Raw genomic sequence first — 24069 nt, 5'->3', positions numbered from 1 at the left:
TGACGCCTCCATTGGCGATGCTGGGGGGCGGGCGGAACGGGTGAGAGCCACACGTGGCGCGGCGCGGGCGTACATCCTGACCGTCGCGCTCGGCGCCGCTCTGTGTGTGCTGCCCGCGCTGCGTCCCGGCGCGCAGACCCCGTGGACCACCCTCGGACTGCTCGCCGGGCTCTATCTCGTCTGTGAACTGCCCGGCCGCTGCCCGTTCTTCGGCAGCTCCGTGCCGATCAGTGCCGGATCGTTCTTCCCCCTGCTGCTCGCCGCGGCCTTCCTGCTGCCGCCTCCGGCCGCCGCGCTGGTCGCGGTCCCGGGCTCGCTCGCCGGCCGCGCCGAGAAGCCGCCCGCCGCCGCCCGCCGGATCTGGCGGGCCGGCCAGCTGCCCGTCACCGTGTGGGCGGCCTCGTCCGTGTACGCCCTGCTCGGCGGTCCCGCCGCGCTCGGCGGCCCCGGGCCGGGCGTGCTGCCCGACCTCCCGTACGCGCTGGTGCCCGCCTGCGCGGCGGCGCTGGCCTTCAGCCTCGTCCTGACCGCCCTGGACGGGTCCATCCTCGTGGTGGCGGAACAGCTGCCCCCGCGGCGCGCCTGGAGCGGCCTGCTGCCCCGTTCGCTCGGGCCGCACCTGGTGCACGGTCTGGCCGGGCTGATGATGGCGATCCTGTGGACGAGCTCGTACGGGCCGCTGGCCGCGCTCTTCGTCCTGCTGCCGATGTACATCTCCTGCTGGGTGTTCGCCCAGTACCACCGCGAGCACGCCGCGCACCGCGCCACGATCAGGGCCCTGGTGCAGGCCGTCGACATCAAGGACACCTACACCCGGGGCCACAGCGAGCGGGTGGGGCACGCGTCCGTGCTCATCGCCCGGGAGCTGGGCATGGCGCAGGAGCGCATCGAGGTGCTGCGGTTCGCCGGGATCCTGCACGACGTCGGAAAGCTCGGGGTGCCGACGCGGGTGCTGCGCAAGGAGGGGCCGCTGACGCCCGAGGAACGCCGGGTCATCGAGCTGCACCCGGAGTACGGGCACGAGATCGTCCGCGGCATCGGCTTCCTCGGCGAGGCCCGGGCCGCGATCCTCCACCACCACGAACGGCTCGACGGCAGCGGGTATCCGTACGGGCTGGCCGGCCGCAGCATCCCCGAGTTCGCCCGCGTCGTCGCCGTGGCCGACGCGTTCGACGCGATGACCTCGACCCGCTCCTACCGGCCGGGGCGCCCGGTCCCGGTGGCCGTGGAGGAGCTCAAGCGGTGCGCGGGCACCCAGTTCGATCCGCAGATGGTACGGGCGCTGGCGCGGGGGCTGGAACGGCACGGGTGGTCGGGGGCCGTGACGGCGGACGACGTGCCGGTTCCGCCGCCGCGGGGTGAGGGGGAGGGCGCCGGGTCCCTCCCGGGGCCGGTTCGTCCTCGACCGCCGGACGGGCCCGATGCCTGCGCGCCGGCGCCGGCGTCGGCGCGGTCGTCCAGGACGCCGGACCGTCCCCGGTGAGCCCCCGGTGGGCCCGGCTGTCCCCCGTCGTCCTGGCCGTTCGCGGCGCCGCCCTCGCGCTCACCGCCGCCGCGCTCGGACACACGCTCTGGCACGGCGTCCGAGAACCGGGGCACGCCCTCGCCTTCGGGGTGCTCATCACCATCGGTGAGCTGGCCCGCTGGGGCGCCCGGCCGGGGGAGCGGGAACCCGCGCCGCTCGGGGCCGCCGGGGCGCTCGCGTACGCCCTGCTCGGCCGCAGTGGCGGGGAGCCGACCAGCCACGGGATGCTCCAGGTGCTCACCGTGCTCGTCGCGGCGCAGCTCGCCGCCTCCGTGCCCCACGTCGCGCGCGGCAGCGGACCCGGCCCCGACCAGGTGGCCCGGCGCGTCCTGACCGTCGCCTTCGCCGCCGTCTGCTTCCAGCCGCTGTACAACTCCGGCCGGTCCGAGAGCTGGTTCGGCGACGGCCCGTACTACGCGGCCTTCCTGCTCGTGCTGCTCGGCCTCACCGCCCTGTGCGACGCGGTACTGGGCGCCCTGCTGCTGCGGGCCCGCACGCTGCCCCGCAGCCTCCGTGCGGCAGGCGCCACACCCGTACCGTACGGACCACTGCTCCGCGACGAGCTGAGGGCGCTGCGGGGCATCGGATCGGCGGTCTGCGCCACCGGGGCCGTGATGGCGCTCGGGGTCGCCGTCGCCGGGCTGTGGGCGCTGCCCGTGCTGTGCGTACCGCTGCTGCTCGCCCAGATCTCCTTCCGCCGGTTCGCCGCCGTACGGACCACCTACCGGCAGACCATCGCCTCGCTCGCCCGGTCCACCGAGATCGCCGGGTACACCCGGCACGGCCACGCCCGCCGGGTGGCGGTGCTCTGCGCGGCCGTCGGGCGCGAGATGGGCCTCTCCGGACCCGAGCTGACCGTCCTGGAGTACGCGGCACTGATGCACGACATCGGCCAGCTCTCGCTCGTCGACCCGGTGCCGGACGGGGCGACCGCCCTGCTCCCGCCCGCCGAGCAGCGCCGGATCGCCCTGCTGGGCGGCGCGGTGGTCCGCCAGACCGGAGTGGACACCGAGGTCGCCGTCGTCGTGGAGCGGCAGGCCGACCCCTACCGCGAGCAGCCGCTGTCCGCCAGGATCGTCCGGGCGGTCAACGCATACGACGACCTGTGTGGGGAAGGTCTCAGCGGGCCGCTCGGCGCACTGGAACAGCTCAGGCTCGGGACCGGCCGCGACTACCAGCCCCAGGTCGTGGAATCGCTCGCCAGGGTTCTGGCCAGGGGCGGTCTGACCCCCGTCCCACCTGGGTAACCCATGGGTAATGAGCGGGCGTCCGGCCGGGCATGGTTGGATGCGAAGAGAGCGGAAATACGAGGGTGTCCAGTCGGGACAGGCGGGAATCGTGAGGATCTTCGGGAAGGTACGGCATCGGCCCTCCGCCTCTTGGCGGCAGGCCACGGACCGCGCGTTCACGCTGATCGGCGACGGCCGGTACGAGGACGCGGGCGCACTGCTGACGCGTGCGGCGGATCTGGAGCCCTGGCTCTCCGAGTCGTGGTTCAACCTGGCGCTGCTGCACAAGTTCCGGCACGACTGGGAGCAGGCGAGAGCCGCGGGCCTGCGGGCCGTCGCGCTGCTCGACAAGGAGTCCGGCGCCCCCGACTGGTGGAACGTCGGGATCGCCGCCACCGCGCTCCAGGACTGGCCGCTGGCCCGCCGGGCCTGGCAGGCGTACGGGCTGAAGGTGCCCGGCGGCGGTCAGCAGACCCCGGCGTCGGGCAGCGAGCCGGTCGGCATGGAGCTGGGAAGCGCGGCGGTGCGGCTGTCGCCCGAGGGCGAGGCCGAGGTCGTCTGGGGCCGCAGGCTGGATCCGGCACGGATCGAAGTGCTGTCGATTCCGCTGCCGTCGTCCGGGCGGCGGTGGGGCGAGGTCGTCCTGCACGACGGGGTGCCGCACGGTGAGCGGATCACCGCGGCCGGGCCCTCCTACCCGGTGTTCGACGAGATCGAGCTGTGGGCCCCGTCCCCCGTCCCCACCTGGGTGGTGCTCCTGGAGGCGGCCACCGAGGCGGACCGGGACGCGCTGGAGCAGCTGGCGTCCGACGCCGGTTTCGCCGCCGAGGACTGGTCGTCGTCCGTCCGGCTGCTGTGCCGGGCCTGTTCGGAGAGCCGGATGGAGAGCGACGAGGGCGACGGCGAGCACCTGGACCCGCACGACCACAGCGAGCCGGGCCATCCCGGTCCGCTGGGCCACCGCACGGCCGGCGAGCTGTGGGTGCCCGAACGCGAGTGCGGCCTCGCGGCGCCCTCGGGGCTGGTGCGGGGGCTGCTCGACGGCTGGGTCGCGGACAGTCCGGACAGCCGCGAGTGGCGGGATCTGGAAGAAGTCTGCTGATCGGTGCCGAGCGGTGCCCGTAGGCTGTACGCGCACCGATTCCGGTGCTCGGGCGCCCCGGTTCCGGTGAGCCGCGGATCCCGGGTTTCACGTTGTGAGGAAGGCGTACGGCGGACATGGCGCAGCAGGAGACGGACGAGCAGATCAGCGTCGACGAGGACGGTTTCCTCATCGACACCGAGGACTGTGAGGCGCGTGAGGCGGCCCACCGCGAGCGCGGCACCTCCCGCCCGATCACGGTCGTGGGCAACCCGGTCCTGCACAAGGAGTGCAAGGACGTCACCGCGTTCGACGACGAGCTGGCCCGGCTGATCGACGACATGTTCGCCAGCCAGCGCACGGCGGAGGGCGTCGGCCTGGCCGCCAACCAGATCGGGGTCGACCTCAAGGTCTTCGTCTACGACTGCCCGGACGACGACGGGGTCCGCCACACCGGCGTCATCTGCAACCCGGTGCTCGAGGAGCTGGCGCCCGAGGAGCGCGTGCTGGACGACTCCAACGAGGGCTGTCTCTCGGTCCCCACGGCGTACGCCTCGCTGGCCCGCCCGGACTACGCGGTGGTGCGCGGCCAGGATGCCCGGGGGAACCCGGTCAAGGTGCGCGGCACCGGTTACTTCGCCCGCTGCCTCCAGCACGAGACGGACCACCTGTACGGCTACCTGTACATCGACCGCCTGTCCAAGCGCGACCGCAAGGACGCGCTGCGGCAGATGGCGGAGAACACTCCGCGCTACGAGGTCGTCCCGAACGACTGACCGGGCCGGCGCGCCTGCCGCGAGGGCTCTGACCCGGTACGCCGGGTCAGGGCCTTCGTCGTCAACTGATGTACCTTCACGCGTAGTTGACGCGCGTCGACTCGTCCGCCAGGCTCACCCCCACACCTTCACCGTGGTAGGGAGCCCCCATGCTCAGACGTTCCGCACGCCTCCTTCTCGGCCTTGTCATGACCATGGCTTTCGCCTTGGGCGGGGCGGTGGTCACCGCAGGCACCGCGCACGCCGACGGCTGCTACACCTGGACCCGCACCCTGTCCCCGGGCGCCACCGGCAACGATGTCGTCCAGCTCCAGATCCGGGTGGCGGGATACCCCGGCTACAACTCCGTACTCGCCGTCGACGGCTCCTACGGGCCCGCCACCACCGCCGCCGTCAAACGCTTCCAGGCCGCCTACGGACTGGCCGCCGACGGCATCGCGGGCCCCGCCACCCAGTCCAAGCTCTACGCCCTCCAGGACGACGACTGCACGCCCGCCCACTTCACGTACGCCGAGCTCAACCACTGCAACAGCACCTGGGCGGGTGGTGCCGTCGCGGCGGGGACGGCCAAGGCCAACGCGCTGAGCACCATGTGGAAGCTGGAGGCGCTGCGCCACGCCCTCGGTGACCGTCCGATCACCGTCAACAGCGGCTTCCGCTCCGTCTCCTGCAACAGCGCGGTCGGCGGCGCCTCGAACAGCCGCCATCTGTACGGCGACGCGGCCGACTTGGGCGGCATCGCCTTCTGCACCCTGGCCCAGCAGGCCCGCTACCACGGTTTCAACGGCATCCTCGGCCCGGGCTACCCCGACCACAACGACCACGTCCACGTGAACCAGGGCCCCAGCCACTACTGGTCCGCGCCCAACTGCGGAATCTGACCCGCACCGGCCGGTGCCGCCGGTGACGGCGGGCCGGCCGGACGCGTGACCGCCCGGCGCCGCCGCGGCCGGCTGCCGGGCGGCTTCGGCCGCCCGCGGCCGGTGAATCAGGCGACTTCGGTCAACGCGGCCGGCCCTCGGAAGGTCCGCCGGTACGCGTTCGGCGTGGTGCCGAGGGAACGTACGAACTGGTGCCGGAGCGCGGCCGCGTTCCCGAAGCCGGTCCGGCCGGCGATCGTGTCCATCGTCTCGTCGGAGGTCTCCAGGAGGTGCTGGGCCAGCAGCACCCGCTGGCGCAGCAGCCAGCGGTACGGCGTGGTGCCCGTCTCCTGCTGGAAGCGGCGGGCGAAGGTGCGCGGTGACATGTGCGCCTGGGCCGCCAGTTGCTCGACCGTCATCTCCTGGTCGAGGTGCCGTTCCATCCAGGCCAGGGTGTCGCCGACCGTGTCACAGCGGTTCCGGGGCAGCGGGCGCTGGATGTACTGCGCCTGACCGCCGTCGCGGTGCGGCGGCACCACCATGCGGCGGGCGATGGTGTTGGCGGCGGCGGTGCCGTACTCCTGGCGCACCAGATGCAGGCAGGCGTCGATCCCCGCGGCCGTCCCCGCGGAGGTGATGACGGAGTCCTCGTCCACGTACAGCACGTCCGGCTCGACGATCGCCCGCGGGAAGCGGCGGGCCAGCTCGTCCGCGTGCCGCCAGTGGGTGGTGCAGCGCCGGCCGTCCAGGAGGCCGGCCGCACCGAGCATGTACGCGCCCGAGCAGACGCTCAGCACCCTGGCCCCCCGGTCCACGGCCCGGCGCAGTGCGTCCAGGGCCTCCTCGGGGAACTCCCGGTCCCCGAAGCGGCTGCCGGCCGGGATGGCGATGAGGTCGGCCTCCTCCAGGCGGTCGAGGCCGTGCGGGGTGGTGAGGGTGAACCCGGCGTGCGTGCGCAGCGTCGGCCCCTCGGCGGAGACCACGGCGAAGTCGTGCACCGGCAGACCCTCGTCGCTGCGGTCCAGGCCGAACACCTCGCACAGGACGCCGAGTTCGAAGGGGTGGACCTCGTCGAGCAGCAGAGCGGCGACATTTTTCAGCATGTCCCCAGTGTGGCAGTAATTCGATGCTCCATGACAGTCCTGCCACTGCCGCGATCGGCCGGAACCGACGACAGTAGAGACATGAACACATTCCTGAACTACCTGGCCGTAACAGTCGTTTTCACCCTCTTCCTGGCGCCGGTGCTGGTCGGCATCGCCCGCGAACGCCGCATCGACCGCCGGCTGCGGGAGGCGGAACGGGCCCGGAGCGCCCGGCCCCCGCAAACGGCGGACGCCGCGCGGCCGGTGAGGGCCGCACGGCGTCCGTACGTCAGGAGCTGGGCGAGAATCTGACGCCCGGGCCCGGGGACTAGAAGTCGTCGTCGAAGCCGACCGTGCCCTCGACGGCCACCTGGTAGGCGGACGGGCGGCGCTCGAAGAAGTTCGTCAGTTCCTGGACGCCCTGGAGCTCCATGAACGCGAACGGGTTCTCCGACCCGTACACCGCCGGGAAGCCCAGCCGGGTGAGCCGCTGGTCGGCGACGCACTCCAGGTACTGGCGCATCGACTCGGTGTTCATCCCGGGCAGCCCGTCGCCGCACAGGTCGCGGCCGAACTGCAGCTCCGCCTCGACGGCCTCCTTCAGCATGTCGGTGACCTGCTGTTCGAGGGCGTCGTCGAAGAGGTCGGGCTCCTCCTTGCGGACGGTGTCCACGACCTCGAACGCGAAGTTCATGTGCATCGTCTCGTCACGGAACACCCAGTTGGTGCCCGTGGCGAGGCCGTGCAGCAGCCCGCGCGAGCGGAACCAGTACACGTAGGCGAAGGCGCCGTAGAAGAACAGCCCCTCGATGCACGCCGCGAAGCAGATCAGGTTGAGCAGGAAACGGCGGCGGTCGGCCTTCGTCTCCAGCCGGTCGATCTTCTCGACCGAGTCCATCCAGCGGAAGCAGAACTGCGCCTTCTCGCGGATCGACGGGATCTCCTCGACCGCGTCGAAGGCCGCCGCCCGGTCGTCGGGATCGGGCAGATACGTGTCGAGCAGCGTCAGATAGAACTGGACGTGCACGGCCTCCTCGAACAGCTGCCGCGACAGGTACAGCCGTGCCTCGGGGGAGTTGATGTGCTTGTACAGCGTCAGCACGAGGTTGTTGGACACGATCGAGTCGCCGGTCGCGAAGAACGCGACCAGCCGGCCGATCAGGTGCTGCTCGGCGGGCGTCATCTTGGCGAGGTCCGCCACGTCGGAGTGGAGGTCGACCTCCTCCACGTGCCAGGTGTTCTTGATCGCGTCGCGGTAGCGCTCGTAGAAGTCCGGGTAGCGCATCGGCCGCAGGGTCAGTTCGAAACCCGGGTCGAGCAGGTTCTTGCCGGTGTCGGTGCTCATTACTGACAGGCCTCGCAGGACTCGGGGTTCTCCAGGGAGCAGGCGATCGCGTCCGCGTCGGGCGCGGACGCCTGCGCGGGCACCGGGGCGGCGGACGCGGCGCGCGCGATCCGGGTCGCCGGGCGCGAGCGCAGGTAGTACGTCGTCTTCAGCCCCTGCTTCCAGGCGTACGCGTACATCGAGGAGAGCTTGCCGATCGTCGGCGTCTCCAGGAACAGGTTCAGCGACTGGCTCTGGTCGAGGAACGGCGTACGGGCCGCGGCCATGTCGATCAGACCGCGCTGCGGGATCTCCCAGGCCGTGCGGTACAGCGCCCGCACCTCCTCGGGGATCCAGGCGAAGCCCTGCACGGAGCCGCTCGCCTCGCGCAGCGCCTCGCGGGTCCGCGCGTCCCACACGCCGAGCTTCTTCAGCTCGTCCACCAGATAGGCGTTGACCTGGAGGAACTCACCGCTGAGCGTCTCGCGCTTGAACAGGTTGGAGACCTGGGGCTCGATGCACTCGTACACGCCCGCGATCGAGGCGATCGTCGCCGTCGGCGCGATGGCCAGCAGCAGCGAGTTGCGCATGCCGGTCGTGGCGACCCGCGCCCGCAGCGCGTCCCAGCGCTCCGGCCAGTGCAGCTCGGTGTCGTAGTGGTCCGGGTGCAGCACCCCGCGGGCGGCACGCGTCTCGGACCAGGCGGGGAGCGGACCCGAGCGCTCGGCGAGATCGCAGGACGCCTCGTACGCGGCGAGCATGATCCGCTCGGAGATCTTCGTCGACAGGGCGCGGGCCTCGGGGGAGTCGAACGGCAGCCGCAGCTGGAAGAAGACGTCCTGGAGGCCCATGGCGCCCAGGCCCACGGGCCGCCAGCGGGCGTTGGACCGGCCGGCCTGCTCGGTCGGGTAGAAGTTGATGTCGACGACCCGGTCGAGGAACGTCACGGCGGTACGGACCGTGGCGTCCAGGCGCTCCCAGTCGATCGTGCCGCCCTCGACGAACGCGCCGAGGTTGACCGAGCCGAGGTTGCAGACCGCCGTCTCGCCGTCGTCGGTGACCTCCAGGATCTCCGTGCAGAGGTTCGAGGAGTGCACGACGCGGCCGGGCTCGGCGGTCTGGTTCGCGGTGCGGTTGGAGGCGTCCTTGAACGTCATCCAGCCCTGGCCCGTCTGGGCGAGGGTCCGCATCATGCGACCGTACAGCTCGCGGGCCGGCATGGTCTTGCGGGCCAGGCCCTTGTCCTCGGCCGCCCGGTACGCGGCGTCGAACGCGTCGCCCCACAGGTCGACCAGCTCGGGCACGTCGGCCGGGGAGAACAGCGACCAGGAGCCGTCCGCGTCGACCCGGCGCATGAACTCGTCGGGGATCCAGTGCGCCAGGTTGAGGTTGTGGGTACGCCGCTGGTCCTCGCCCGTGTTGTCGCGCAGCTCCAGGAACTCCTCGATGTCCGCGTGCCACGTCTCCAGGTAGACGGCCGCGGCGCCCTTGCGCCGGCCGCCCTGGTTGACGGCGGCGACGGAGGCGTCGAGCGTCTTCAGGAACGGCACGATGCCGTTGGAGTGCCCGTTGGTGCCGCGGATCAGCGAACCCCGGGCGCGGATACGGGAGTACGAGAGGCCGATGCCGCCCGCGTGCTTCGAGAGGCGCGCCACCTGGTGGTAGCGGTCGTAGATCGAGTCCAGCTCGTCCAGCGGAGAGTCCAGCAGGTAGCAGGAGGACATCTGCGGGTGGCGGGTGCCGGAGTTGAAGAGCGTGGGGGAGGAGGGCAGGTAGTCCAGCCGGCTCATCAGCCCGTACAGCGCCGCGACCTCGTCCAGGGCCCGCGCGGAGGTGTCCTCGGCGAGGCCGGCGGCGACGCGCAGCATGAAGTGCTGCGGCGTCTCGATGACCTGACGGGTGTGCGGGTGGCGCAGCAGATAACGGCTGTGCAGGGTGCGCAGACCGAAGTAGCCGAAGCGGTCGTCGGCGCCGTCGGCGAGCGACCGCGCGACCAGCGCGTCCAGGGTCTCCGCGTGCAGCGTCACGAACTCGGCGGTGCGGTCCGCGATCAGCCCCTCGCGGTGCCCGACGGCGACGGAGGCGGAGAACGACGTCGCGCCCTGCCCGGCCGCCTCGTCCGCGATCGTGCGGGTGAGGAGGCGGGCGGCGAGCCGGGAGTAGGCGGGGTCCTCGGAGATCAGGCCCGCGGCGGCCTCGGTGGCCAGCGAGCGCAGCTCGGCCTCGTCCGACCGGGCGTTGCGGCCGCGCAGCGCGGCGGCGGCGACGCGTCCGGGGTCGGTGTCGGGCAGATCGGCGGTGAGGCCGGTCAGGGTCCGCAGCAGTGCGGTCCCCGGTCCGTCGCTCGTGCTTCCCGTTGACTCGGCCACGGAAACCGGATCGGCTGGCGCGATGGTCACGCGGTGCTCTCCCTCGCTCGGCTCGGGGCCTTCGGGGAGCGGGGGCAGCCGGGCGGAGCGGGACCCGGCGGGGCAGCGCTCCGTGCGGCGTCCACCGGCCCATCCACGAGGCCCGGACGTCTGGGCATCCGGATCGGTCGAACCGGATGCGCTGTCGGCAGGACCTCGGACTCGGGGGTGCGCAAAAGCGCACCGAACACACCGTTGCGGGACAGTTCCGGATTCGCACCGGATTTCCCTGCGGCGACAGCGAGCATGAGCATACATGTGGGGGCTGCCGGATACGGCAGCCCCCACATGTTGTGTCGTGCTCGCTGTCAGCTCCTAGTGAGCGGCTCCGGTCGTGCGCGCTGTCACGCCGGAGGGAGCAACTCCAGCCGGTAGGCCAGCAGCCTCAGGTCGTCGATGGGGTCCCAGTCCCTCTCGGGGGTCCGTACGAAGCCGAGGCGCTGGTAGAGCCTATGGGCCCCGTGCATCGCGGGCTGCGTCGACAGTACGAGCCCGGTGACCCCCGGGGTGGCCCGTGCGCGGTCGATGCAGGCCCGCACGAGCGCCTCGCCCGCCCCGGCGCCACGGGCCTCGCGGGAGACCGCCAGCATCCGGAACTCGGCCTCGTCCGCCGCGGCTATGTCGGCCCACGGGTTGCCCGGCGGGGCGTAGGTGACCCCGCCCAGGACGCGGCCCCGCGCGTCGGCGGCCACCAGCACCTCCGCCTCGGCCGCGCGGCGGGGGACGTCGCGGAGCTTCTCCAGGTACGGATCGCCGATGCCGAAGTCCAGGAGCCCGTCGCCGAGATAGGCCTCGGCGGTGATCTCGCCGAGGAGTGCGTAGTCGGCGGGCTCGACCGGCCGGATCGTCATGTCCATACGGTGCAGTGTGCCGCACGCCGGGGCCGTGGCCGCAAGGGCTTTTCCGCCGTACGCGCGAACGGGCCGTCGCATCCCTACCGGAGGGATGCGGCGGCCCGTTCCGTTCACGTACGCGTCGGTCAGTGGCCGCCCGGCGCACCGACGGTGGCCGGCGGGAGCTCCGTCACCACGCCCGGGTCGCCCGCGTCCGCGGTGTAGTCGCCCGGAGAGGTCTCGTCGATCCCGGCGGGCGCCTTCACGGCGTTCAGGACGAAGGTGAGGACGACGACGACCACGACGTTCAGCACGAAGGCCGTGAGGCCGATGTAGCCGATCTCGCCGATGCCCGGGATCTCCTTGGAGGACCCGCCGAAGTGCTTCTGGGTCGGGCTGGCGACCCCGTAGGCGGCGAGCGTCCCGTAGAGCATGCCGGCCGCCCAGCCCGCGAGCAGCGCCCAGCGGTGGAACCACCGGGTGAACAGGCCGCCGACCAGGGCCGGCATCGTCTGGAGGATCCAGATCCCGCCGAGCAGCTGGAAGTTGATCGCGACCGTCTTGTCCATGGTGAGGACGAAGGCGAGCGCGCCGACCTTCACCAGCAGCGACACCAGCTTGGAGACCTTGGTCTCCTGCGCGGGTGTGGCGTCCGGCTTCAGGAAGTCCTTGTAGATGTTGCGGGTGAACAGGTTCGCCGCGGCGATCGACATGATCGCGGCGGGTACCAGCGCGCCGATGCCGATGGCGGCGAAGGCCACGCCCGCGAACCAGTCGGGGAACATGTTCTCGAACAGCTGGGGGATCGCCAGCTGACCGTTGTCCACCTTGACTCCGGCGGCGATCGCCATGAACCCGAGCAGTGCGAGCAGGCCCAGCATCAGCGAGTACAGCGGCAGGATCGTCGTGTTGCGGCGGATCACGTCACGGCTGCGGCTGGAGAGCGTCGCCGTGATCGAGTGCGGGTACATGAACAGCGCCAGCGCCGAGCCCAGCGCCAGGGTGGCGTACCCCCACTGCCCGGCCTCGCCGGGGGCCAGTCCGGCCACCGGTTTGCCGGCCGCCTCGTTCTTCGCCGAGAAGGCCTCGCTCGCCTTGGTGAAGATGTCGTCGAATCCGCCGAGCTTGATCGGGATGTAGATGATCGCCACGGCGATGACCAGGTAGATCAGGCCGTCCTTGACGAAGGCGATCAGCGCGGGTGCGCGCAGCCCCGAGGAGTAGGTGTACGCGGCGAGCACCGCGAACGCGATCAGCAGCGGCAGGTCCTTGATGAACCAGTGGGTGTTCTCGCCGCCGCCGACGCCCATCACGTCCAGCACCGCCTGGATGCCGACGAGTTGCAGGGCGATGTAGGGCATCGTGGCGAGGATGCCGGTGACGGCGACCGCCAGCGAGAGCCCCTTGGAGCCGAAGCGTCCGCGGACGAAGTCCGAGGTGGTGACGTAACCGTGCTTGTGGGACACCGACCACAGGCGCGGCAGGAACGTGAAGATCAGCGGGTACACCAGGATGGTGTAGGGCACCGCGAAGAAGCCGGCCGCGCCCGCCGCGTAGATCGCCGCGGGGACGGCGACGAAGGTGTACGCGGTGTAGAGGTCGCCGCCGAGCAGGAACCAGGTGACCCAGGTGCCGAACGACCTGCCGCCCAGGCCCCATTCGTCGAGGCTGGCCTCGTTCTCGGCCTTGCGCCAGCGGGCGGCCATGAAGCCGACGACCGTGACGGCCAGGAAGAAGAAGATGAAGACGCCGAGCGCGACGCCGTTCACGCCGTCCTTCATGCTGACGCACCTCCCTTGCGGGAGCGCTGGTCACGCTGCCACAGCTTGTACGCGACCATGGTGAGCGCGGTCGAGATCAGCACCCAGAGCATCTGGTACCAGTAGAAGAACGGGATCCCGATGAAGGCCGGATCGACCTTGGCGTACGAACTCACCCAGAGCATCGCCACGAACGGCGCGACGAGACAGAGGGCGATGACCACCCGCATCGGTGTGACGGTGGGTGGTTTTCCTTCTGGGGCTGCTGGCATGGCGGCGACTCCCTCGCTGATCACCTCGTGTAATGCGCACGAAATCTAGGCGAGGGTCCCGCCCACCGTCACCCCCTGTCCGCATTGCGGTCCGGCAACGGTCCTGTGGCCTCGGGCGCCTGACCGAATTGACGTCAAACGTCGGGGGGTTGGTCCAGGCCAAGCGCCCAGGGCGCGGCCCCCGTGGGAACGCTTCCACGGGGGCCGTGCGGGCGTGCGGCGGTGCGGGTGGCCCGTCCGGTGGCCGGATCAGTCCAGCGGCCGCTTCAGGCGGGCCACGAACTTGTAGCGGTCGCCCCGGTAGACCGAGCGGACCCACTCGACCGGCTCACCCTGACCGTCCACGGAGTGCCGGGACAGCATGAGCATCGGCAGCCCCACGTCCGTACCGAGCAGGCCGGCCTCGCGCGGGGTGGCGAGGGAGGTCTCGATGGTCTCCTCCGCCTCGGCCAGGCGCACGTCGTACACCTCGGCCAGGGCCGTGTAGAGGGACGTGTACTTCACCAGCGAACGCCGCAGCGCGGGAAAGCGTTTGGCCGAGAGGTGGGTGGTCTCGATCGCCATCGGCTCACCGCTCGCCAGGCGCAGCCGCTCGATCCTGAGCACCCGCCCGCCGGTGGTGATGTCGAGCAGTCCGGCGAGGGTGTCGTCGGCCGTCACATAGCCGATGTCCAGGAGCTGGGACGTCGGTTCCAGTCCCTGGGCCCGCATGTCCTCGGTGTACGAGGTGAGCTGCAGGGCCTGCGAGACCTTCGGCTTGGCGACGAAGGTCCCCTTCCCCTGGATGCGCTCCAGCCGGCCCTCGACGACCAGTTCCTGGAGCGCCTGGCGCACGGTGGTGCGCGAGGTGTCGAACTCGGCGGCCAGGGTCCGCTCCGGGGGCACGGGGGTGCCCGGCGGCATCGTGTCCGTCATGTCGAGGAGATGGCGCTTCAGCCGGTAGTACTTCGGGACGCGTGCGGTGCGCGTGCCCGCGCCCGTCTCGTTGCCCGCACTGCCCCCGTCGGCACCCATGGCCCGCCTTCCCGACTGCTGCGTTGCTGCCGTCACCGGCTCCTCCGTCTGTCGCGGCTCACATGGTGGCACGGTCCGGTCACGGCTCGTCGCCCTCCCTCAGGTGTCGGTCCTGTAACGGACGCGAGTGCACTTCTTATACACCCTTGACACCCCTAAAGGTCTAGGCCAAGCTCCCGGTACTGGTCTAAACCATTAAAGACCAGGTCCCAGCCCCACGGGCAGTACCCGTCGCCTCATTGTGCGACGGTGGGCGTTCTCGGGTGGTGGGGGGAATTCTCTTGCATCCCTGAGGAGGGTGTCGTGAAGCGCGGACTCATCGCGGCCATTGGCGTCGTGGCTCTGTTGGCCGGTGCCACTGCGTGTGGCTCGGACGACAAGACCGACAGCAGCAGCAAGAAGACCGGCCCCGACAGCTACAAGGGCCAGACGCTGACGGTCTGGGCCATGGACGGCTCGACGCCTCCCGGCTGGACCAAGGACCTGACCGCCGCCTTCGAGAAGAAGACCGGCGCGAAGCTGAAGTTCGAGACCCAGAAGTGGGACGGCATTCAGCAGAAGATCACGACGGCGCTCTCCGAGTCGACCCCGCCGGACGTCATCGAGGTCGGCAACACCCAGACCCCGGCCTACGCGGCGACGGGCGGCCTCTCCGACCTGAGCGAGCTCAAGAAGGAGATCGGCGGCGACTGGGTCGAGGCGCTCAACGAGTCCTCGGTCTTCGACGGCAAGCAGTACGCCGCCCCGTGGTACTTCGCCAACCGCGTCGTCATCTACAACAAGAAGGTCTGGGCCGACGCCGGCATCAAGGACACCCCGAAGACGCGGGACGAGTTCTTCAAGGACCTGGAAGCCATCAAGAAGAAGGGCAAGGCCGAGCCGATCTACCTGCCCGGCCAGAACTGGTACTTCTTCGACGGCCTGACCATCGGCCAGGGCGCGGACCTCGTGAAGAAGGAAGGCGACAAGTACGTCTCCAACCTCTCCGACCCCAAGGTCACCGCGGCCATGGAGCTCTACAAGAAGTACCAGGCCTACTCCAAGGCCCCCAAGGACAAGGACGAGGCCACCCCGCAGCAGGCGGAGGTCTTCGCCAAGGGCAACGTGGGCGCCTTCATCGGCATGGGCTGGGAGGCCGGCACGGCCATCGCGGCCAACAAGAAGATCGAGAGCGACATCGGCTACTTCACCATCCCGGGTGAGACCGCCGACAAGCCCGAGGGCGTCTTCCTCGGTGGCTCGAACTTCGCGGTCGCCGCGGGGAGCAAGAAGCAGGACCTCGCCAAGGAGTTCCTGAAGCTCTCACTGTCCGACCAGTTCGAGGGCCAGCTGGCCAAGGAGAACGGCGTCATCCCGAACAAGGAGTCGCTCAACTCCAACCTGACCGGAAACGGAGCCGCCGAGGCCGCCGCCCCGGCCGCCGCCGCCGGTGGCACCACCCCGCTCATCCCCGAGTGGGCCGCTGTCGAGAACGCGCCGAACCCGATCAAGAGCTACATGACCGCGGTTCTGAACGGAAAGTCCCCGGCCGAAGCCGCCAAGGCGGTCGAGGCGGAGATCAACAAGCGTCTCTCGCAGAAGAGCTGATCGCACGCGCCGGGGGGCGGGCAACCGCCCCCCGGCGTACTCGCGTGACTCGACCGTACGGCCCAAGACAGAGATGGCGAGCATGTCAGTGCAGACCGAAAAAGTGGACTCGGTCCCGGCAGCCGGCGTCCGCAAGGATGACGCCCCCTCCGGTGGCCCCGTCGCATCGAGCAAGGAGCGGTCCGGTGGCTCCGCGCCCTACCTCCTCCTCGTGCCCGCACTGCTCGTCACAGCGGTGCTCCTGGGTTACCCCCTGGTCAAGAACGGCATGCTGTCGTTCCAGAACCTCAACCCGCGCCAGCTGATCCTCCACCTCACCGAGTGGAACGGCGTCGACAACTACAAGGAAGTCCTCGGCAGCTCGGACTTCTGGAGGGTCGTCGAGCGGTCGGTCGTCTTCACCGCCGCCAACGTCGTCCTGATCATGGTGCTCGGGATGATGGTCGGCCTCCTGCTCGCGCGCCTGGGCAAGAAGATGCGCCTGGTGCTCATGCTGGGCCTGGTGCTCGCCTGGGCCATGCCCATGATCGCGGCCACCACGGTCTACCAGTGGCTGTTCGCCCAGCGGTTCGGAGTCGTCAACTACGTCCTCGACAGCCTCGGCTGGCACTCGATGGCCGACTTCAACTGGACGAGCAGCCAGCTCTCCACCTTCTCGCTGGTCACCCTGGTGATCGTCTGGCAGTCCATCCCGTTCGTGGCGATCAACCTGTACGCCGCGTCGACGACGATCCCCAAGGAGCTGTACGAGGCCGCCTCGCTCGACGGCGCCAACTCCTGGAAGAGCTTCACCCTGGTGACGCTCCCCTTCCTCAGGCCGTTCCTGCTGGCCACGACGTTCCTCGAAGTCATCTGGGTCTTCAAGTCCTTCGCCCAGCTCTTCGCGATCAACGGCGGCGGCCCGGACCGGCTCACCGAGACCCTGCCCGTCTACGCGTTCGTCGAAGGCGTCGGCAACCAGCACTTCGGCATGGGTGCGGCCATCTCGTTCCTGACGATCATCGTCCTGCTGGCGATGACCGCCTACTACCTGCGCACCGTACTCAAGCAAGAGGAGGACGAGCTGTGAAGCGCTCACTGTTCGGCCGGATCTGGCCCAACCTGACTGCTGTCGTCCTCTTCATAGGCTTCGCCTTCCCCGTCTACTGGATGTTCAGCACGGCCTTCAAGCCGACCGGCGACATCATCACCGACACCCCCGTGTGGTTCCCGACCGAGATCACATTCGAGCACTTCAAGAAGGCCATGGCGGCCGACCACTTCTGGACCCTGGTCGGCAACTCCTTCACGGTGACCATCGTCTCCGTGGTCGCCTCGCTGGTGATCGCGCTGCTGGCGTCCTTCGCTATGGCGCGCATGCGCTTCAAGGGCCGGCGCGGCATCCTGCTGACGTTCATGATCGCGCAGATGGCCCCCTGGGAAGTCATGGTCATCGCGATCTACATGCTGGTCCGCGATGCGGACATGCTGAACAGCCTGGTCCCGCTGACGGCCTTCTACATGATGATGGTCCTGCCCTTCACCATTCTGACGCTGCGCGGCTACGTCGCCGCCGTGCCCAAGGAGCTGGAGGAGTCCGCCATGGTCGACGGCTGCACCCGGCCGCAGGCGTTCAGGAAGGTGATCCTGCCCCTGCTCGGTCCCGGGCTCATGGCGACCTCGCTCTTCGGCTTCATCACCGCCTGGAACGAGTTCCCGCTGGTCCTCATCCTCAACAAGGACATCGAGTCCCAGACCCTGCCGCTCTGGCTCTCCCAGTTCCAGACCGCGTTCGGGGACGACTGGGGAGCGACCATGGCCGCCTCCTCGCTCTTCGCGATCCCGATCCTGATCCTCTTCATCTACTTGCAGCGCAAGGCCGTCAGCGGTCTTACCGACGGCGCAGTGAAGGGATAACGCCTCCCATGACCACCCTGATCTCCACCACGGACACCGTCACCCGCGACGCTCTCGCCGTCCTGCAGCCGGGCTTCACCGGCACCACCGCACCGGACTGGCTGCTGCGCCGCGTCGGTGAGGGCCTCTCCTCCGTCGGCCTGTTCGGCCGCAACATCGAGACGCCCGAGCAGCTCGCCGCGCTGACCGCCCAGCTCCGTACCGAGCGGGACGACGTGCTCGTCGCGATCGACGAGGAGGGCGGCGACGTCACCCGGCTGGAGGTGCGCCACGGCTCGTCCTTCCCCGGCAACCTGGCGCTCGGCTCCGTCGACGACGTCGCTCTGACCCGCGCCGTCGCCCAGGAGCTGGGCCGCCGGCTCGCCGACTGCGGGGTCAACCTCAACTGGGCGCCGTCCGCGGACGTCAACTCCAACCCCGGCAACCCGGTGATCGGGGTGCGGTCCTTCGGCGCCGACCCCCACCTGGTCGCCCGGCACACCGCCGCGTACGTCGAGGGCCTGCAGGCCGCCGGCGTCGCCGCCTGCACCAAGCACTTCCCGGGACACGGCGACACCGCGGTCGACTCGCACCACGCGCTGCCGCGCATCGACGTGGACCTGGAGACCCTGCACGCCCGTGAACTGGTGCCCTTCCGGGCGGCCATCGCGGCGGGTTCCAAATCGGTGATGAGCGCGCACATCCTGCTCCCCGCACTGGACCCGCACCGCCCGGCGACCCTCAGCCCGCAGATCCTCACCGGTCTGCTGCGCGAGGAGCTGGGCTACGACGGCCTGATCGTCACCGACGCCGTGGAGATGCAGGCCATCGCCTCGACGTACGGCATCGAGCGCGGCTCGGTCCTCGCGATCGCGGCCGGTGCCGACGCGCTCTGCGTCGGTGGTGGTCTCGACGACGACAGCACGGTCCTGCGGCTGCGCGACGCGTTGGTCGCGGCGGTACGGGCCGGCGAACTGCCCGAGGAGCGGCTGGCCGACGCCGCGGCCCGGGTACGGTCCCTCGCGTCCTGGACGCGGCGGGCCGGGGGGGCTGCCCCGGAGCCGGGCGCGGCAGCGCAGGAGGGGACCGCGCCCGGCACCGGACACAGCACGGGCATCGGCTCGGACATCGGCCTCGTCGCCGCGCGCCGCGCGGTGAAGGTGACCGGCACGGGCGAGCCGCTCACGGGACCGGCGTACGTCGCCGCGTTCACCCCGCTCGCGAACATCGCCGTCGGCGACGAGACCCCGTGGGGCGTCGGAGCGGAACTGGCCCGGCTGGTGCCGGGTACGGACACCGGCACGTACAGCAGCGAGACCGAGGACTCCGCGGCCGGTGTGCTGGGGGCCGCGGGGGAGCGCCGCATCGTCGCGGTCGTCCGCGACGAGCACCGCCATCCGTGGATGACCGAGGCCCTCGACGCGTTGCTCGCGGCGCGCCCGGACACGATCGTGATCGAAATGGGCGTCCCCCAGGCGCCCCCCAGGGGCGCCCCGCACATCGCCACCCACGGCGCGGCCAGAGTCTGCGGCCGAGCGGCGGCGGAAGCGATCGTCTGACCATCCCTCTGGTTCCGGCCCACCCGCCCAGCGCCTTCAAGCCGGTCCGGCGTTTGAGGACGAAGCCTTGCGCTGGGTGGGGGATGCCGGTTCGTCCGAGCCCGCTCTTTCACGCCCGTCCGGCGCTTGAGGACGAACCCGCACCCGGTGTGGCACCGGAAGGGTCGAGCCGGCCCGGCGATTGAGGGCAGAGCGCCCAGGGGGGCGCCCCGCACGGCGTGGGGCCGGGACACCACACGGTGCCCCGGCCCCACGCCGTACCGGCAGAACTACAGACCCTGCCACAGCGGCTTCGCCGCATACGTGGCGCGGAAGTAGTCCCCCAGCTTCAGCTTCGACGCCGCCGCCTCGTCGACCACGACCGTCGCATGCGGATGCAGCTGCAGCGCCGACGCGGGCACGATCGCCGCGACCGGCCCCTCGACCGTCTGCGCCACGGCGTCGGCCTTGCCCTCGCCCGTCGCGAGCAGGATCGGGTGGCGGGACTCCAGGATCGTGCCGATGCCCTGGGTGATGACGTGGTGCGGCACCTGTTCGATGTCGTCGTCGAAGAAGCGCGCGTTGTCGATCCGGGTCTGCTCGGTCAGCGTCTTGATCCGAGTGCGCGAGGCGAGCGAGGAACACGGCTCGTTGAAGCCGATGTGTCCGTCCGTGCCGATGCCGAGCAGCTGGAGATCCACCCCGCCCGCCTCGGCGAGCGCCTTGTCGTACGCCTCGCAGGCGGCCTGGACGTCCTCGGCGGAACCGTCCGGGCCCATGAACGACGCCTCGGAGAGCCCGAGCGGCTCGACGACCTCGCGCAGCACCACCGAGCGGTACGACTCCGGGTGGCCCGCCGGCAGGCCGACGTACTCGTCGAGCTGGCAGATGCGGGCGCGCGACGCGTCCACCGCGCCGGAGCGGACCTTCTCGGCCAGCGCCTGATAGATGGGCAGCGGGGTCGATCCGGTGGCAACGCCGAGAAGGGCGTCGGGCTTACGGCTCAGCAGGGCGCCGATGGCCCCCGCGATCAGTTCGCCGCCTGCCTTGGCGTCCGGGACGATGACAACTTCCACGCGGGGCCTGCCGATCTGGAGTGAAGAAAAGGACCTGTGGTATAGACCAATCTAGGTCCCAATCTAGCAGAACTCGCGCCCCCGGACACGGCTCCCGGCCGCCCGGCGCACAGACGTTTCGGGACCGCCCGGCCCCGCCCGCGCCGGGGTCGTCCGCTGGCGGCCCCGCGGTGCCCCGTGTTCGACTTGACCGACGCAACGCGACACCCGGGAGGCACCAGACATGTCCGTCACGTACCCGGCCGGCGAGGGCGAGCAGCCGGGCCGGATCATGTCCGGCGAGATGGCCGAGCAGCCGGGGACGTTCCGGCGCATCCTGGACCGCGGGGCGCCCGCCATCCGGGCGGTGGCCGCCGAGATCGCCGCCAGGAGGCCGCGCTTCGTCCTGCTCACCGCGCGCGGTACGTCGGACAACGCCGCGCTGTACGCGAAGTACCTGCTGGAGATCACCCTCGGCCTGCCCTGCGGCCTGGCCTCGATGTCCACCACCACCGCGTACGGCGCGAAGCCGGATCTCAGGGACGTCCTGGTCATCACCGTGAGCCAGTCCGGCGGATCGCCCGACCTGGTGGCCTCGACGCAGGCGGCCCGGGAGGCCGGCGCGGTCACGCTGGCGGTGACCAACAACCCGGACTCCCCGCTCGCCGCGGTCTCCGAGTACCACATCGACATCCTGGCGGGTCCCGAGAAGGCCCTTCCGGCCACCAAGACGTACACCGCCTCGCTGCTCTGCCTGTACCTCTTCGTGGAGGGCCTGCGCGGCGGCGACGGCGCGGCGGCCGCCGTGCTGCCGGACCTCGCCGAGGCGATCCTGGCCCGGAAGGACGAGGTCAGGACCCTGGCTTCCCGCTACCGCTTCGCCGAGCGCATGGTCATCACCTCACGCGGCTACGGCTACCCCACGGCCAAGGAAGCCGCCCTGAAGCTGATGGAGACGAGCTACATCCCCGCCCTGTCCTACTCGGGCGCCGATCTGCTGCACGGCCCGCTCGCCATGGTCGACAACATCTCCCCGGTGATCGCCGTGGTCACCGACGGCCGGGGCGGCGAGGCCCTCCAGCCGGTGCTCGACCGGCTGCGCGGCCGCGGGGCGGACCTGTTCGTGGTCGGCCCGAAGGCCCAGGTGGAAGCGGCCTCCGCGGGCTTCGTGCTGCCGACGGCCGGGGTCGCCGAGGAGATCCAGCCGATCCTGGAGATCCTGCCGTTGCAGATGCTGGCCTACGAGGTGACGATCGCCCGCGGTCAGGACCCGGACGCGCCGCGCGCACTCGCGAAGGTCACGGAGACCCGCTGAAGGGCTGTCGGCCGGCGGAGTCGGGCGCCCGGCAAACAACCGCGAGTGCCCGGAGAACACCCGCGGGCCGCGGCGCCGGGCCGGGACCCTCAGCCCGACCAGCACCGCAGCCCGGAGCAGGACCGCCCGCGAGGGGCGATCGGATCGGCCGGCGGTGTGCGGTGCCCCCGGCCGGGGGAGGTGCCCGCGCAGTCAGGGCAGAGAGCGCGGGTACCTCGTTCCGCTCTCCTGTGCGGGGAGAGCGGAGGCTGTGTCTTGAGCATTGTGGACTAGACCATTACCGGTGTCCATCCGTGAGGCATGACGATTTCCGGTCCTTCTGCTTGCACGTACGCGCGGGCCGTCCGGTTCGGAACCCGTGCACATCCACAGGTACGCTCGCACACGTGCCCTCCATGAACGACCTCGTCCGCCAGCACACAGCCCTGAGTGACACCGACCTCGAGTGGCTCCATCTGCTGGTTTCGGAGTGGCAACTGCTCTCCGACCTGTCCTTCGCCGACCTCGTGCTCTGGGTCCCCACCCGTGACGGTACCCGCTACGTGTCCGTCGCTCAGATGCGGCCCAACACCGGCCCCACCTCCTACCAGGACGACATGGTCGGCCATCTGGTCCCGCGCGGCCGCCGTCCGCTGCTCGACGCGGCGCTGGACGAGGGCCGGATCGTGCGCGAGGGCGACCCGGAGTGGCGTGAGGAGGTCCCCGTACGGGTGGAGTCGATCCCCGTACGCCGGGAGGGCCGCGTCCTGGGCGTCATCGCGCGGAACACCAACCTGCTCACGGTGCGCACCCCGTCCCGGCTGGAGCTCACCTACCTCCAGTCGGCCTCCGACCTCGCCCAGATGATCGCGGCCGGGTCCTTCCCCTTCCCCGGCCAGCAGGTCGACATGGACGCCTCGCCGCGGGTGGGCGACGGGCTGGTCCGCCTCGACGCGGACGGCGTCGTCCAGTACGCCAGCCCCAACGGCCTCTCCGCCTACCACCGCTTGGGCCTCGCGTCCGACCTGGTCGGCCAGCACCTCGGCGGAATCACCGCGGAACTCGCGCCCTCCCGCGGCCCGGTGGACGAGGCGCTGGTCAAACTGGCCAGCGGTTACGCGCCCCGGGAGTTCGAGGTCGAGTGCGCGGGCGGCGTGATCCAGCTCCGCGCGATCCCGCTGAAGCCCAAGGGCGTCCGCATCGGCTCCCTGGTCCTGCTGCGCGACGTCACCGAACTGCGCCGCCGAGAGCGCGAGTTGATCACCAAGGACGCCACCATCCGGGAGATCCACCACCGGGTGAAGAACAACCTCCAGACCGTTGCCGCCCTGTTGCGCCTCCAGTCTCGCCGGATGGACTCCCCGCAGGGCCGCGAGGCGCTCAACGAGGCCGTACGGCGCGTCGGTTCGATCGCCATCGTCCATGAGACGCTGTCCCAGAATCTGGACGAACGGGTGGAGTTCGACGAGATCGCCGACCGGGTCATCGCCATGGTCTCCGAGATCTCGCCGGGCAAGGTCACCTGCCGCCGCACCGGGCGCTTCGGCATCCTCGACGCCGAAGTGGCCACACCCCTGGCGATGGTCCTCACCGAGGTGCTGCAGAACGCCCTGGAGCACGCGTTCGGCGTGGCCGAGACCGGCACGGTCGAGGTCTCGGCGGTGCGTGGCGGTTCGCCCGCCGAGGGACGCTTGCTGATCACCGTTCAGGACGACGGCTGCGGTCTGCCCGAGGGGTTCGACCCGCAGCGCGCCGGAAACCTGGGACTCCAGATCGTGCGGACGCTGGTGGAGGGCGAACTGGGCGGCTCGTTCGGCATGGTGCCGGCGCCCGAACGCGGCACGCAGGTGGTCCTCGACATCCCGGTCCGCGCCGACAAGTAGCAACCCCCGCGCGCAGCGGAGCGCCGGCACAGCAGAGAGCCCGGACCGTGGGTGAACGGTCCGGGCTCTCTGGTCAAGCATGCGCTTCGGGGGTACTGCGCGCTGCGACTCGGGGGGCGGGGTGATGCGTACGCTCTGTACGCGCCGCCTGGCTGAGGCTCGTAGCGGTGGCGTCGGTCAGGCGCTGGCGTTGCGCGCCCGGTTGCGAGCGGCGCGGCGCTTCATTGCGCGGCGCTCGTCCTCGCTGAGGCCACCCCAGACGCCGGAGTCCTGGCCGGACTCGAGCGCCCACTGCAGGCACTGCTCCATGACGGGGCAGCGACGGCAGACGGCCTTGGCTTCCTCGATCTGCAGCAGCGCAGGACCGGTGTTGCCGATGGGGAAGAACAGCTCCGGGTCTTCCTCACGACAAACGGCGTTGTGACGCCAGTCCATGGCTGCTACCTCTCCTTGGTATTACGTAACGGTGGCTTGTGAATGTGAACGCTTTCACGAATCCCCCCACAAGTGTCGGGCCGACGCCCAGATGAACTGGTTGTGGTCCTGTGCAGTGAGGAGGGGTTCTGGCTTTCAGTGGAGGCCGTTGTTGCGGGCCGTCCCGATCGCCATGTAGAGATTCGCAAACCTCGGCGGCGGATACAACCCCTTCTGGAAAGTTTTTTTTGATTCC

General features: G+C 70.6%; 21 protein-coding genes and 1 riboswitch. Of the genes, 12 read left to right on the top strand and 9 right to left on the bottom strand.

What is annotated here, in order from left to right; all coding sequences use genetic code 11:
* Positions 1-40 precede the first annotated feature (40 nt).
* The 5 genes from E6R60_RS27870 (at position 41) to E6R60_RS27850 (ending at position 5492) form a co-directional block, all read left to right on the top strand.
* The gene (locus tag E6R60_RS27870; protein WP_136329442.1) at positions 41-1483 is read left to right on the top strand and encodes an HD-GYP domain-containing protein; all 1443 of its coding nucleotides are present in this window, start codon (positions 41-43) and stop codon (positions 1481-1483) included.
* Positions 1480-2772, top strand: coding sequence for an HD domain-containing protein (locus E6R60_RS27865; protein ID WP_136329441.1), 1293 nt, complete (start codon positions 1480-1482; stop codon positions 2770-2772). Before E6R60_RS27870 ends, E6R60_RS27865 begins: the two co-directional genes overlap by 4 nt.
* A 91-nt stretch (positions 2773-2863) precedes the next feature.
* Complete coding sequence (locus tag E6R60_RS27860; RefSeq protein WP_136329440.1) at positions 2864-3856, top strand: hypothetical protein; 993 nt, start codon at positions 2864-2866, stop codon at positions 3854-3856.
* A 116-nt stretch (positions 3857-3972) separates the two neighbouring features.
* On the top strand, positions 3973-4611 hold the full coding sequence (gene def / locus E6R60_RS27855; RefSeq protein WP_136329439.1) for a peptide deformylase: 639 nt from the start codon (positions 3973-3975) through the stop codon (positions 4609-4611).
* Between the two features lie 149 nt (positions 4612-4760).
* Positions 4761-5492: a D-Ala-D-Ala carboxypeptidase family metallohydrolase gene (locus E6R60_RS27850; protein WP_136329438.1), complete on the top strand. Its 732-nt coding sequence runs from the start codon at positions 4761-4763 to the stop codon at positions 5490-5492.
* Positions 5493-5599: 107 nt separating this feature from the next.
* On the opposite strand, the gene E6R60_RS27845 is transcribed toward E6R60_RS27850, so the two are convergent.
* Entirely contained in the window at positions 5600-6574 is a 975-nt protein-coding gene (locus tag E6R60_RS27845; protein ID WP_136329437.1) for a helix-turn-helix domain-containing protein, read from the bottom strand.
* Between the two features lie 81 nt (positions 6575-6655).
* Here E6R60_RS27845 and E6R60_RS27840 point away from each other — a divergent pair, with 81 nt between their 5' ends.
* A complete protein-coding gene (locus tag E6R60_RS27840; protein ID WP_136329436.1) occupies positions 6656-6868 on the top strand; it encodes a hypothetical protein in 213 nt (70 codons plus the stop codon).
* Between the two features lie 16 nt (positions 6869-6884).
* Here E6R60_RS27840 and E6R60_RS27835 read toward each other — a convergent pair whose 3' ends face one another.
* The 6 genes from E6R60_RS27835 to E6R60_RS27810 all read right to left on the bottom strand — a co-directional run bounded on the left by E6R60_RS27835 (position 6885) and on the right by E6R60_RS27810 (position 14167).
* Complete coding sequence (locus E6R60_RS27835; RefSeq protein ID WP_136329435.1) at positions 6885-7901, bottom strand: ribonucleotide-diphosphate reductase subunit beta; 1017 nt, start codon at positions 7899-7901, stop codon at positions 6885-6887.
* Entirely contained in the window at positions 7901-10279 is a 2379-nt protein-coding gene (locus E6R60_RS27830; protein ID WP_136329434.1) for a ribonucleoside-diphosphate reductase subunit alpha, read from the bottom strand. Before E6R60_RS27830 ends, E6R60_RS27835 begins: the two co-directional genes overlap by 1 nt.
* 138 nt (positions 10280-10417) lie before the next feature.
* Positions 10418-10549: riboswitch (cobalamin riboswitch) on the bottom strand.
* Between the two features lie 83 nt (positions 10550-10632).
* Positions 10633-11145, bottom strand: coding sequence for a GNAT family N-acetyltransferase (locus E6R60_RS27825; protein WP_136329433.1), 513 nt, complete (start codon positions 11143-11145; stop codon positions 10633-10635).
* Between the two features lie 122 nt (positions 11146-11267).
* Positions 11268-12902 carry a sodium:solute symporter family protein gene (locus tag E6R60_RS27820; protein WP_136329432.1) on the bottom strand — a complete coding sequence of 545 codons (1635 nt, stop codon included), beginning with the start codon at positions 12900-12902 and terminating at the stop codon, positions 11268-11270.
* The gene (locus E6R60_RS27815; RefSeq protein WP_206309535.1) at positions 12899-13153 is read right to left on the bottom strand and encodes a DUF3311 domain-containing protein; all 255 of its coding nucleotides are present in this window, start codon (positions 13151-13153) and stop codon (positions 12899-12901) included. Before E6R60_RS27815 ends, E6R60_RS27820 begins: the two co-directional genes overlap by 4 nt.
* 249 nt (positions 13154-13402) lie before the next feature.
* Entirely contained in the window at positions 13403-14167 is a 765-nt protein-coding gene (locus E6R60_RS27810; protein WP_136329517.1) for a GntR family transcriptional regulator, read from the bottom strand.
* A 303-nt stretch (positions 14168-14470) separates the two neighbouring features.
* On the opposite strand from E6R60_RS27810, the gene E6R60_RS27805 reads away from it, so the two are divergent.
* From E6R60_RS27805 to E6R60_RS27790, 4 genes are all read left to right on the top strand, one after another.
* Complete coding sequence (locus E6R60_RS27805) at positions 14471-15754, top strand: extracellular solute-binding protein (protein WP_136329431.1); 1284 nt, start codon at positions 14471-14473, stop codon at positions 15752-15754.
* 82 nt (positions 15755-15836) lie between these two features.
* Positions 15837-16823: a sugar ABC transporter permease gene (locus E6R60_RS27800; protein ID WP_136329430.1), complete on the top strand. Its 987-nt coding sequence runs from the start codon at positions 15837-15839 to the stop codon at positions 16821-16823.
* Positions 16820-17650, top strand: a complete 831-nt coding sequence (locus E6R60_RS27795; RefSeq protein WP_136329429.1) for a carbohydrate ABC transporter permease — start codon at positions 16820-16822, stop codon at positions 17648-17650. The genes E6R60_RS27800 and E6R60_RS27795 overlap by 4 nt, the downstream gene beginning before the upstream one ends.
* A gap of 8 nt (positions 17651-17658) precedes the next feature.
* A complete protein-coding gene (locus E6R60_RS27790) occupies positions 17659-19188 on the top strand; it encodes a glycoside hydrolase family 3 protein (RefSeq protein WP_136329428.1) in 1530 nt (509 codons plus the stop codon).
* 269 nt (positions 19189-19457) lie between these two features.
* On the opposite strand, the gene nagB is transcribed toward E6R60_RS27790, so the two are convergent.
* On the bottom strand, positions 19458-20243 hold the full coding sequence (gene nagB, locus E6R60_RS27785) for a glucosamine-6-phosphate deaminase (RefSeq protein ID WP_136329427.1): 786 nt from the start codon (positions 20241-20243) through the stop codon (positions 19458-19460).
* Between the two features lie 223 nt (positions 20244-20466).
* Here nagB and E6R60_RS27780 point away from each other — a divergent pair, with 223 nt between their 5' ends.
* Positions 20467-21537, top strand: coding sequence for an SIS domain-containing protein (locus tag E6R60_RS27780; protein WP_136329426.1), 1071 nt, complete (start codon positions 20467-20469; stop codon positions 21535-21537).
* Between the two features lie 395 nt (positions 21538-21932).
* Positions 21933-23399: a PAS domain-containing sensor histidine kinase gene (locus E6R60_RS27775; protein WP_136329516.1), complete on the top strand. Its 1467-nt coding sequence runs from the start codon at positions 21933-21935 to the stop codon at positions 23397-23399.
* 177 nt (positions 23400-23576) lie between these two features.
* Here E6R60_RS27775 and E6R60_RS27770 read toward each other — a convergent pair whose 3' ends face one another.
* Positions 23577-23834 carry a WhiB family transcriptional regulator gene (locus E6R60_RS27770; protein WP_003953983.1) on the bottom strand — a complete coding sequence of 86 codons (258 nt, stop codon included), beginning with the start codon at positions 23832-23834 and terminating at the stop codon, positions 23577-23579.
* Positions 23835-24069: the final 235 nt, after the last annotated feature.

It is taken from the genome of Streptomyces sp. A0642, from assembly GCF_004795105.1.
Lineage (GTDB): Bacteria > Actinomycetota > Actinomycetes > Streptomycetales > Streptomycetaceae > Streptomyces.
The sequence above is the reverse complement of the archived record's forward strand: the minus strand, read 5'-3'. Positions and strand labels throughout refer to the sequence as shown.

Bases quoted from the DNA above. Each gene is read 5' to 3' on its own strand.
- def (WP_136329439.1), top strand. From the start codon at position 3,973: ATGGCGCAGCAGGAGACGGACGAGCAGATCAGCGTCGACGAGGACGGT.
- E6R60_RS27850 (WP_136329438.1), top strand. From the start codon at position 4,761: ATGCTCAGACGTTCCGCACGCCTCCTTCTCGGCCTTGTCATGACCATG.
- E6R60_RS27845 (WP_136329437.1), bottom strand. From the start codon at position 6,574: ATGCTGAAAAATGTCGCCGCTCTGCTGCTCGACGAGGTCCACCCCTTC.
- E6R60_RS27840 (WP_136329436.1), top strand. From the start codon at position 6,656: ATGAACACATTCCTGAACTACCTGGCCGTAACAGTCGTTTTCACCCTC.
- E6R60_RS27835 (WP_136329435.1), bottom strand. From the start codon at position 7,901: ATGAGCACCGACACCGGCAAGAACCTGCTCGACCCGGGTTTCGAACTG.
- E6R60_RS27825 (WP_136329433.1), bottom strand. From the start codon at position 11,145: ATGGACATGACGATCCGGCCGGTCGAGCCCGCCGACTACGCACTCCTC.
- E6R60_RS27820 (WP_136329432.1), bottom strand. From the start codon at position 12,902: ATGAAGGACGGCGTGAACGGCGTCGCGCTCGGCGTCTTCATCTTCTTC.
- E6R60_RS27815 (WP_206309535.1), bottom strand. From the start codon at position 13,153: ATGCCAGCAGCCCCAGAAGGAAAACCACCCACCGTCACACCGATGCGG.
- E6R60_RS27810 (WP_136329517.1), bottom strand. From the start codon at position 14,167: ATGGGTGCCGACGGGGGCAGTGCGGGCAACGAGACGGGCGCGGGCACG.
- E6R60_RS27800 (WP_136329430.1), top strand. From the start codon at position 15,837: ATGTCAGTGCAGACCGAAAAAGTGGACTCGGTCCCGGCAGCCGGCGTC.
- E6R60_RS27790 (WP_136329428.1), top strand. From the start codon at position 17,659: ATGACCACCCTGATCTCCACCACGGACACCGTCACCCGCGACGCTCTC.
- E6R60_RS27780 (WP_136329426.1), top strand. From the start codon at position 20,467: ATGTCCGTCACGTACCCGGCCGGCGAGGGCGAGCAGCCGGGCCGGATC.
- E6R60_RS27775 (WP_136329516.1), top strand. From the start codon at position 21,933: ATGAACGACCTCGTCCGCCAGCACACAGCCCTGAGTGACACCGACCTC.
- E6R60_RS27770 (WP_003953983.1), bottom strand. From the start codon at position 23,834: ATGGACTGGCGTCACAACGCCGTTTGTCGTGAGGAAGACCCGGAGCTG.